Consider the following 11,161-nt stretch of genomic DNA (forward strand, 5'->3'; position numbering starts at 1 on the left):
ATTACAATTCAAGGTAAGCACCGGCCATGAATTCGGTGCTTGCCGATCCTAGAGGACGGGTGAAAGGGCTAAAATGATGAGAAAATTATTCGTTTTTATTGTTCTTTGCATGATGATTGCGCAATTTATGCCGATGCCGGCAGCCAAGGCGCAGCTTAACAATTCGAATACGGATTGGATGTCCGGCAATTACGGCGTCGGATTTCATTATCTGCAAAACTGGATCAATGAGACGAAAAATGGAGGCAGCAAAGAGTGGAACGATGCCGTAAACGCATTTGACGTCAATCGGTTTGCAAACGATGTTTCGCAAACCGGAGCCAAATGGGTGCTCTTTACAATCGGGCAAAATTCAGGTTATTATGACGCGCCGAACGCCACAATTGACAGCTATTCAGGATATCAACCGGGAGAAAGAAACTCCAACCGGGATTTGATTATGGATATGGCCGATGCGCTGCAAGCAAAAGGCATTAAGCTCATGCTTTATTTACCGAGCAATGCGCCAAAGCTTGATGAGAATATCGCACGAGGATTCGGCTTATCGAAGACGGACTCCAACGGCAACTGGCATGTGGATGAAACCTTCGTGCAGAAGTGGGCTCAGGTGATTAAAGAATATTCGGAGCGCTACGGGACCAAAATCGCCGGCTGGTGGTTCGACGGATTTTATAACGCAAACGGTTTTCAGCCTGCCTGGGGCAAATATTATTCCGATGCCGCAAAATCCGGAAATCCCAATTCCGTCATAGCGCTGAACCTCGGCGCGTCTTCATTCAAAAAAGCTTCGGATTATCAAGACTACTTGGCCGGCGAGAGAGGTACAGATACGATTCTGGGTACGAATATAACCGGCAGGTGGATAGAAGGAATCCAATGGCATGCCTTCACACCTTTCGGAGGATGGTCGGGAGACAGCATCACACGCAAGGATCTGGAAGTTATTGATTACACAAATCAAGTCATCAGCAATGGCAGAGCCATTACATGGAATATAGGCGTAACGTTTGACGGGAAGATCACAACCAACCATTTTAATATGTTTAAAAGAATTAAGGATTCATTGGGTAACGGATCGGGCAATGGGGAAACGATGAGCGCAGCGGAAGTGGCGGCAGCGATTACGACGATTTCGGCGCCGGCGGTAAACGCGGTATCCTTAACGTTCCCTGCGGTTCCTTCCGCATTTACGGTGCGGATCAAGAGCTCGGACAACACGGATGTTATCCGCACAGACGGCAGCATTATTCCGCCGAATACCGCTGCGGCTGTCAATCTTGTATTGGAAGTGACCAAGAAATCGGATGGAACGAAGGCGGATACCGCCAGCATACAGGTGAAGGTGCCTGCCAAAAGCGCGTATACCTTATACGAGGGAGAAAGCTATTTGCCCCCGGCACCTTGGTTGACATATTCGGCGGGACTAACCTTTTCAACAGCTAATGATGCGAATGCAAGCGGAGGGAAATATTTGCAAACCGCAGCGGCTCCGAAAGTGGGCGATTGGATCGAATTCGCGGTTAACGTTCCTGAGGCCGGTACCTATAATGTCGTTTTCGGTTATAAGACCAATAACAATAGGGGGACCACACAGCTATCCATCGACGGGAAGGCGCAAGGCGCCCCGGTAGATGAATATTTGGCAAGCCAAACGTTTACGTCCGCAGACCTTGGCAACATCACTTTCGCAACGGCCGGAAGCCATTCATTTAGGTTCGTGGTTACCGGAAAGAATGCAAGCAGCAGCAGTTATAACATTACATGGGACTATCTTAAATTGGTTTCCGTCCTTCCGGTCATCGTAAGCATTGATCCAGTTCAATTGGATACCGAAACGGAAACGATGCCTGAGCTTCCTCCGTTCGTTACTGCGGTATACAGTGACAATTCGACCAAGGAAGCGGCTGTAACTTGGGATCCTATCGACCCGTCCCAATATGTATCGCCTGGAAGTTTTACGGTTGAAGGCACTGTGGCGGGCACTTCGACCAAGGCTGTAGCAACGATTACGGTAACGGAAGCCGCGCCGGAATTGATTGCAGAGAGAATCACATCGATTCAAGACCCTGCTCAAGGCGCAACGATTCTAGCTCTGCCGGCCGTACCTCGCGGGTTCGCGATTAAGATTAAACAGTCGGATGATCTTTCCGTCATCAAGACGGATGGTACGATCGACCCTCCAAGCGAGGATAAAACGGTGAATGTCGTTCTGGAAATTACCAGATTGTCCGACGGTTCGGCTGCGGAAACCGACGCCATTCCGGTGTTTGTGCCTGGCGTGCAGGTCTCTGCTGCACCTCAAGTCACCTTACACGTGACAGACAGCGTCTACGCAGGCGGTCCGTTCGATCTAACGGTCGGAGCGCAGCATGTAAAGGGCAGCATCTACGGTTACGATATTACCGTCCATTACGATTCGTCTAAAGTCGATCTGCTCTCAGCGGAGGCTTTGAAAGATGCTCTCGTGATCGTAGACACGAATGCCGTAACCGGCCAGCTTCGTATCCTTGCAGTTGCTATCGGAGACGATAAAGCTGCGAATGCGAACGGCGATCTGCTGGTCATTCACGGCAAAGCGAAATCGCTCGCGGAACCGGCTGCTGTAAGCCTCAGCGCAGCTTTGGTTGTCGCGAACGGCGACGGTGCAGAAACGCAGCTCGGCAGCGCGTCCCATGACTTGCAAATCACGTATGCGGACAAAGCGGCGCTGAACGCTCTGGTTGCCGAAGCGCATAATACGGTTAACGCAGCGGAGGAGGGCACACAACCGGGTCAATATCCGGCAGGATCGAAAGCGGTGTTGAACGCGGCCATCGACAGAGCGGAAGCGGTAGCTAGCAATCCTTCCGCTACGCAGCAGCTAATAGATCAGGCAGCGGCGGACTTGAGCGCAGCATTGCAAACCTTTTTGGCTTCGGTCATCACAGGAGTTCCTGGAGATATAAATAATGACGGTAAAGTCAGCATCGGAGACCTGGCGATTGTTGCGAAATACTACGGAAAATCGTCCACGGATGCGGATTGGGATGCATACAAGTTTGCGGACCTCAATCATGACGGCGTGATTGATATTGCCGACCTTGCGATGATCGCGAGATGGATACTCGTCACCCCATAATATCCTTGAATGGGAATATCGTTTGGGGGGAAGAGAGGAACTCCTTTCTCTCCCCTCTTTTCTAATCGCAGTGAAATAAAGTAGGTAAGATTTAATCGAGAGGAGTCCACCTGATAATGAAGCGAAGAAACCGTATGTTTAAATCGATGCTTCTTACGGTCGTTACTTCTTCCATGATTTTTGGCAACTCTTTTACAGGGTCTCACGTTCAAGTGGCAAAAGCGGCCGAACCAACTGACCCCATCGTATACGCCAAAAGAACGACAGGTACCATGGGATGGCACGCTACTTCCTATGGCGGCGGATTTACTGAGGCGAATATGAAAGCGAATGTGGATTGGATTGCAGCGGAGTATAAAGACTTCGGCTACGAATATATCCAAATTGACGGTTGGATCAACACCGGGATCCGGCATAATGAGAACGGATATATTACCCATTACAAAACATGGGCGAACGATTACAAATACTGGGCGGATTACGTTCATGCCAAAGGCTTGAAATATGCGGTGTACTATAATCCCTCATGGGTTCTTAAGTCGATTGCCGATGACGAGACAGTTAAAGTCGTGGGCACGGATATTAAAATCAAAGATATCGTGAACACGACCGATCCGAGCAAAAGCTTCCAGGACTGGTATATGGTTGACCCTAGTAAACCGGGAGCGGAACAATACATCAAGGGAATGGTGAATTACTACAGAAGCATCGGAGCCGATATGCTGAAGGTCGATTTCATCAGACTTTTCGATGATGCATACGGCGCTGCGGCGACTGAAACCTTCTACCGCTGGATGAGAGAAGCAGCCGGTGATAACTTCATCCTCTATTATGCGAACCAAAAAAATCGCAACCATGCTGATGCTGAAAATAAGTACGCAGATCTGATCAGAGCAAGTGAAGACTGGAGAACGGATACCAACGTGCAGGGTGTATGGTGGCATACCAGCGTACGCAATAGAGGGACTGTCCAGGATAACAAGTGGCCGCCGGCCTACAATCTTTTTGACGGATTCGTATGGCTATCGGATGTTTCAGGGCCGGGGAAAGTTGCGCTTGACGGAGACTTCAGCATATTAAGCTCAACGGGAAGCACGGATGCGGAAAAGAAATTTAGAATCAGCCTGCTGGCGATGGCCGGGAGCAGCATAAACATTGGCGATCGATACTCGAATATCGGCAATAATGACGTGTACTATAAAAACTGGGAAATTATCGATATGAACAAGCTCGGCTTTGTGGGCAAGCCGTTAGTCAGAGACGTGAAAAGCCCGCTCAGCCAAGTTTGGAAAGGCCAACTGCCTGACGGAACCTGGATCGTCGGTTTATTTAACCGGGAAGATTCCGCCCAGACAAGATCGATTGATTTTGCCCGCGATTTGGGGCTGAACGGCAATTATCTGGTAAGCGATATGTGGTCTCATGCTAACCTCGGGACCATGTCGTCGTATAGCGAAAATGTTCAACCTCATAGTGTCAGACTGCTTAAAATATCCAAACTGTCGATGGAACCGTATGGCGCATTCTTCGCCGGATCGCAGCAGGTCACGCTGAACGCTGTCGATCCTCAGGCGGAAATCCATTATACAACGGACGGCAGCGAACCTACTTCCAGTTCCCCTGTGTACAAAGCTCCATTTACAGTAAACCAGTCTTCGACAGTCCGTGCCAAAATTACACAAGGAAGCGGGCAAGGTTACGAAGCGGCAGCAAGGTTCATCCAATCGGATATCGATCCGATCGTGAATATCGCAGCCGGCATCACATCGGTTGCAGCGCCGGTTAAAGATCAGAAAAATTTAATTTTGCCGACGGTACCTTCGGGATATACGATCAGAATCAAAAATTCGGATCAACCGAATGTCATCAAAACGGATGGAACGATCATCCCTCCAGCGGCGGATACGATTGTAAACCTCGTTTTTGAAGTCATGAGAACGTCGGATGCGGTCACGAGGGATACCGCCGGCATTCCGGTGGTTGTACCGGCTGGGACTCGCGATACCGGAGAACCCGTAACCGATTTTATCGTCAGCACGCCGAATGATTACACGACGATTTATGGCAGCAGAACTGTGCAGCTGAAAGCGCAGCATCCATTGCAAGAGACCGTAAGCTGGTCTGTTGTCAATCAGGACGGAACGGCTGCAGTCGACGCTAAGATTAATGCGAACGGATTATTATACGCGACCAAAGAAGGCGTCTATCAAGTTATGGCAACGTCAAAATCAGGTGACATTGCGAAAATACAGATTACTTTTGCTCAAATGTCCCCTATGTCTAATTTAGCGGTTGCGGGAAATGGCAGCGTCATTGGATCCACGCTTACAGGATCTTATCCGCCTTCGAATGTGTTCGACGGTCAAACGAATACATTCTTTGACCATAGTACAGGGACTCCGTATGTCGGATGGGATTTTGGCGCCGGCAATGCCAAAGCGGTAAATTTTGTCCGATTTTATCCGCGTGCGAATTTTGAGGGACGGATGTTAAGCGGAAAAATCCAAGGCTCGAACTCGGCAACCAGCGGCTATGTCGATTTGTATACGTTTACCGCTGCACCGACGCCCGGATGGAATTTCATTGCTTTGGATAATAAAACGGCTTATCGCTATTACCGATATACTTCGGCACAAGCCGATCGAGGCAACGTAGCTGAGCTTGAGTTTTACATCAATATCGATAGAACGGTTCTTGGCAGTCAAATCGCTGCCTCCAAATCGCTCCACGAGGGCAATTATACGCCGTCTACCTGGGGGGCGCTGCAAGCTGCGCTGACGGAGGCGATCCGGGTGAATGAAAATGCAGCCACGACACAAGCTCAATTGGATCAGGCTGCAGCCAGCCTGCGGACGGCAATGGCGGGACTGGAAATAGAGCCCAATTCCCCTGCGAGCATTGCAAACGGAATAAAGGCGATTGAAGCGCCGGCCAAAGGCGCCACATCCTTGACCCTGCCGACGGTGCCCGACGGATTCACAATAAAGATCAATTACACCGATGGCCCAGCCGTTATTCATTCGGACGGGACGATAACCCCTCCGCAAGAGGAAGCAACGGTGCTTGTCGTACTGGAAGTAACCCGAACATCCGATGGCGCTACAGCGGAAACCGATTTGATTCCAGTGGTCGTGCCTGGAGTCTACGTCCCTGCTGCGGTGCATGCTTCGCTGCATGGAGCCGACAGTGTTTTTGCCGGCGGGCAGTTCGACCTGACCTACGGATTGGAACATGTGAAAGACGGCATCTACGGCCAAGATCTTACATTTACGTATGACCCGTCGAAAGTTGAGTTTGCCGGAGCGGATTCCGTGAAGACAGGATTTACAATCGTGAATAAAAAGGAAACGCCGGGACAAGTGCGCATCATCGCCGCCAGCATCGGTGGAGATGCGGCGGCGGGGGCCAACGGCGATTTGTTGACGCTGCACTTCCGAGCCAAGGCGCTTGCCGAAACGTCAACATCCGCTATCGCGATATCCAAAGCGGTGATCGCAAGCGGCGAGGGAGCGGAAACGCAAGTGGAAGGCGCTTCGCACGGCTTGACCATCACGTACGTGGATAAAACGGCACTCCACGCTCTTATCGCCGAGGCGCAGCAAACGCATGACGCTGCTGAGGAAGGCACGCATGCCGGCCAATATCCGGCGGGCTCGAAAGCGGCGCTGCTGGCGGCAATGTCCAGCGCGCGGACAGTCGCAGGCGATGCAGCGGCTACGCAGCCGCAAGTACAGCAAGCGGCGGCAGACTTGAGCACGGCGCTGCAAGCATTTAGGGCTTCGGTCATCACCGGAACTCCGGGTGATGTGAACGGCGACGGTAAAGTCACTGTCGGCGACTTGGCGATTGTTGCGAAGTACTACGGCAAAGACTCAACCGATCCGCAGTGGGATCTTTATAAATTCGGGGATCTGAACGGCGACGGCAAAATTGATATTGAAGACCTGGCAATCATCGCAAGAAAGATTTTCGAATCTTAATACAACTGTTTAAACACTAATTCAGGGGGGATGGCAAAGAATACCATTCCCCGATTTAGCAGCCTGAGAAAAAGGAGAAATTACATTGTCCAAAATGAGAAAATGGATTGTAAGTATGATGGTTTTGGTCTTTTGTATGCTGGCGTCGTCTTTTCCTGCGGGAAGAGGGACTGCTGCAGCGGCTGATGCCCAATCTGAAGCTGAGAAGCTCGTCAAGCTGCAATCGTCCAATATGCTGCTGAACGATACGTTTCAATGGGCAACGGGTCAGGCGCTTGAGTTTGTCCAAACGGGCAAAACGGGACCGAACAATGTGAACAACGGAGGCGGTCAAGCGGGTCCGTTTGCCTATATCCCCTCTTACTGGGCGGGGTATAAGCACCGCACGGCGTTTTATAGCCGAGACTTTGTGCATCAGTCAGCAGGTGCGCACATGATCGGGCTTGATAATGAGAACCTCAGCATGTTCAAAACTTTTGCCAAAGGGATGACAGAGGCCAGAAAGTGGTACACCCTATGGGCGTTTAACTTTGACGGCTCTAACTATACGATCGACTGGAAGAGCGACACCAATTTTGTCCGCGAGGTGCCAGCCCAGTTTGAGCTCGTACAAAAAGCGTATAAGCAGTATCTTTGGACAGGAAACAACGACTATATCAATGATCCCTACTTGTGGAATTTCTACACGAAGGTTGTAACCGATTTCATTACGGAACACGATACGAATGGCAATGGAATTGCCGAGGGCACAGGCAACGGCATTTTCTCCGGCGCGGTGAGCTATAACGAAAGAAGCGGCGAAAAAATTATCGAAGCCGGGGACGCGATCGCTTCGCAGTATCAAGCCTTCCTTGCTTATGCAAACATGCTAAAAGCGAAAGGCTTGGACGCCGAAGCCGCTAAGTTTTTCGTTAAATCGCAAAATTTGAAAGATTACTTCAACACCGAATGGAGCGTCAAGAACGGTGACACGACAGGCAACTATGTCAGGGCATTGGATTTTGACGGAGTAACGAAATATACCGATTTCGGCAAAGAGAACAGCTGGTTCATGCCGATGAAGCTCATCACCGAACCGGGTCAAAGAAACAGCAATTATCTGGACTTTATTTCCGACCAAATCGGCAACGGCTTGAAATATACCAGTTTGGACTCGGGAGCAACGAAAGATAAGCCAAATTCTCCAACTAATATTGAGGCGTATTCCTATCTGCCTGATACGTTTTACCCGTACAACCGGGTGAACGAGGGCTGGAAATGGCTTAAATTCCTCATGGAAACAAGGGTAAACAGACACGAGCAATATAACAACGGCACTAAGACAAATGGCGAATATCCGGAAATTTCCTACACCATTATCGGCAACGTCATTGAAGGGCTGATGGGTATTGAACCTGATGCGCCTAATCATACGGTAGCGACTGCGCCTAGGCTGGTTACGAGCGAGGTACCCGACGTGAAGATTGATTTTCTTCCTAGTGGAGATAACCGTATCAGCGTTGCCCACATCGGCAACACCAAAACCGTGCTTCAAAATAATACGGGTACGGGGCCGCTTACATGGGAAGCGCGCTTTTACGGCGATTATCCAACGATTAACCTAGACGGAACCAACCTAACGGCACTACATAAAACAGTGAATGGTGCGAAGGTAAGCTATATCACGGCCTCGGTTCCTGTCGGTTCAACCGCTCAAGCGGAGGCAATCGTATCCGGCACAGCGGAAAAGGCGGCGGCGCCTTCCAGCGACAAGCCTGCCGGCACATACAGCACCACAGTAACAGCAACCTTATCGGCTTCAACGCCCAATGCCAAAATCTATTACACATTGGACGGCAAAACGCCAACAAGAGACTCAAACTTGTACACCGGACCGTTCGTTATACAAAAAAGCGCTGTGTTAAAGGCATTTTCCGCCAGCGAAGACAGGCTGGACAGCGATGTCGTTTCTTATGCTTATACGATTAACGCGCCGGCTGTTGAAACGCCGACTGCGAATCAAGCGGCTGGCACGTATAATGCACCATTCTCGGTTAGGTTGAGTACGACCACAGCAGACGCGGACATTTATTACACGACGGACGGAACGGCACCGACAAAGAACAGTACAAAATACGTAAATCCAATCGCAATTTCCAAAACAACTACGCTAAAAGCAATAGCGTTTAAGGAGGGTTGGGTAAATAGCGAAGCAGCGGCTTTCGTCTATACCATAGTCCCGCCTAAGACCAATGCGCCAACAGCAAGCAAAGCGACAGGACGATACGCAGACGCGTTCCGGGTCACATTGGCGTCAGGAACGGAAGGGGCAGCGATCTACTATACAACAAACGGCGATACGCCGACGAAAAACAGCACGCCGTATACAGGGGCTATCGACATAGCCAAATCGACTTCGTTAAAAGCTGTTGCCGTGAAGGAAGGATACTACGATAGCGATGTTGCCTCATTCGTATATATCATTCAGCAAACACTTCCTGAACCGGCAAGCAAACCGGCTTATCTTTCCGATTTGAACTGGACTAGCGCAACAAGCGGTTGGTCGGGTCATCCGCCGCTCAAGGACCATGCCGTTAACAGCGCCAGCACACCGATTAAAATCAATGGCACGACGTATCAAAAAGGTATCGGAACCCATGCGATTTCAACGATCAAATATAACATTGGCGGGGGATACGGCAAGTTTAAAGCCGTTATCGGCATTGACGATGTAAAGAATGTCAAGGGCTCCCCGAGCACCATCTGGTTTGAAGTGTTAGGCGACGGGATTTCACTTTATAAGAGCCCGGTTCTGGACTGCGTGAACGGCCCTGCGCCAGGGATTCCGATTGAAGTGGATATAACAGGCGTATACGAACTTACGCTATATGTGGACGATGCGGGCACGCCGGTCGGCAATCCAAACAACAGCGACCATGCTGACTGGGCTAATGCGCAAATCGTACCGCGGAGCGATGTTGTCGGCATCAGCCTGAACAAACCGGCAGCGGACCTGACGGTCGGCGGTACGGAGCAGCTGGTTCCGACGATTTCGCCAGCCAATGCGACGAATCCAAATGTGACATGGTCATCTAGCGCTCCACAAATCGCAGCTGTAGATGCCACAGGAAAAGTTACCGCAGTCTCCGCTGGCACTGCCGTCATCACGGTAATTACAAATGATGGCGGGTTTACGGCAACGGCAACCGTCAAAGTAACGGCAATAAACAACAAGCTGGAAGCAACGCTAAGCGGAGCCGATCATGTCAATGCCGGCGAGTCGTTTAGCTTGACTTACGGATTGCCCCATGCGAAGGAAAGCATCTACGGGCAAGATTTAACTTTCACCTATGATCCGCAAAAAGTGGCTTTGATTTCGGCAGAATCATTGGGAGAAGATTTCCTAATCGTGGGTCAAAAAGAATCGGCAGGGCGTCTTCGAATCATCGCAGCAAGCCTTGGCGAAGGTACTGCATCGAAAGCAGACGGAGATTTACTGAAGCTTACTTGGAGAGCGAAAACAGTCAATGAATCGGCAGTGACCGCGATTGCTTTATGGAGTGCGGTGGTTGCTGGCGGTGACGGAGCGGAGACGCAGCTTGACGGAGTGTCGCACAGCATAACCGTCACTTATGTGGACAAAGCAGCGCTTAACGCGCTCATCGCCGAGGCGCAGCAAGCACATGACGCTGCTGTGGAAGGCACGCATGCCGGCCAATATCCGGCGGGGGCCAAGCGCGCGCTGCTGACAGCCATCTCCACTGCGCAGACAATCGTTGGCGACCCAGCGGCCACGCAAACACAAGTGCAGCAAGCGGCGGTTGATTTGAGTGCGGCGCTGCAAGCCTTCAAGGCGTCGGTCATCGCCGGGGTACCGGGGGATGTGAACGGCGATAGTAAAGTCACTGTCGGCGACTTGGCGATTGTTGCGAAATACTACGGTAAAACGTCAGCAGATAGCGGTTGGGATCAATACAAGTTTGCGGATCTGAATCATGACGGCATCATCGATATTGCCGATCTTGCGATCATCGCAAGCAAAATCCTTGAAGATATCTAAATTGAATCGTTAGCATAGGCGTTG

Annotated in this window: 3 protein-coding genes; all 3 read left to right on the top strand. The window is 50.6% G+C overall.

Annotated features, from left to right (window positions below; genetic code table 11):
- Positions 1 to 73: 73 nt before the first annotated feature.
- Positions 74 to 3,118 carry an Ig-like domain-containing protein gene (locus GC097_RS31230; protein ID WP_171687165.1) on the top strand — a complete coding sequence of 1,015 codons (3,045 nt, stop codon included), beginning with the start codon at positions 74 to 76 and terminating at the stop codon, positions 3,116 to 3,118.
- Positions 3,119 to 3,234: 116 nt separating this feature from the next.
- Entirely contained in the window at positions 3,235 to 7,098 is a 3,864-nt protein-coding gene (locus GC097_RS31235) for a chitobiase/beta-hexosaminidase C-terminal domain-containing protein (RefSeq protein ID WP_171687166.1), read from the top strand.
- 94 nt (positions 7,099 to 7,192) lie between these two features.
- Positions 7,193 to 11,137: a chitobiase/beta-hexosaminidase C-terminal domain-containing protein gene (locus tag GC097_RS34535; RefSeq protein ID WP_171687167.1), complete on the top strand. Its 3,945-nt coding sequence runs from the start codon at positions 7,193 to 7,195 to the stop codon at positions 11,135 to 11,137.
- Positions 11,138 to 11,161 lie beyond the last annotated feature (24 nt).

Source organism: Paenibacillus planticolens, assembly GCF_013141725.1.
Classification (GTDB): Bacteria; Bacillota; Bacilli; order Paenibacillales; family NBRC-103111; genus Paenibacillus_E; species Paenibacillus_E planticolens.

Excerpts from the sequence above, each read along its gene's own strand:
- GC097_RS34535 (WP_171687167.1), top strand. The coding sequence starts at position 7,193 with ATGAGAAAATGGATTGTAAGTATGATGGTTTTGGTCTTTTGTATGCTG.
- GC097_RS31235 (WP_171687166.1), top strand. The coding sequence starts at position 3,235 with ATGAAGCGAAGAAACCGTATGTTTAAATCGATGCTTCTTACGGTCGTT.
- GC097_RS31230 (WP_171687165.1), top strand. The coding sequence starts at position 74 with ATGATGAGAAAATTATTCGTTTTTATTGTTCTTTGCATGATGATTGCG.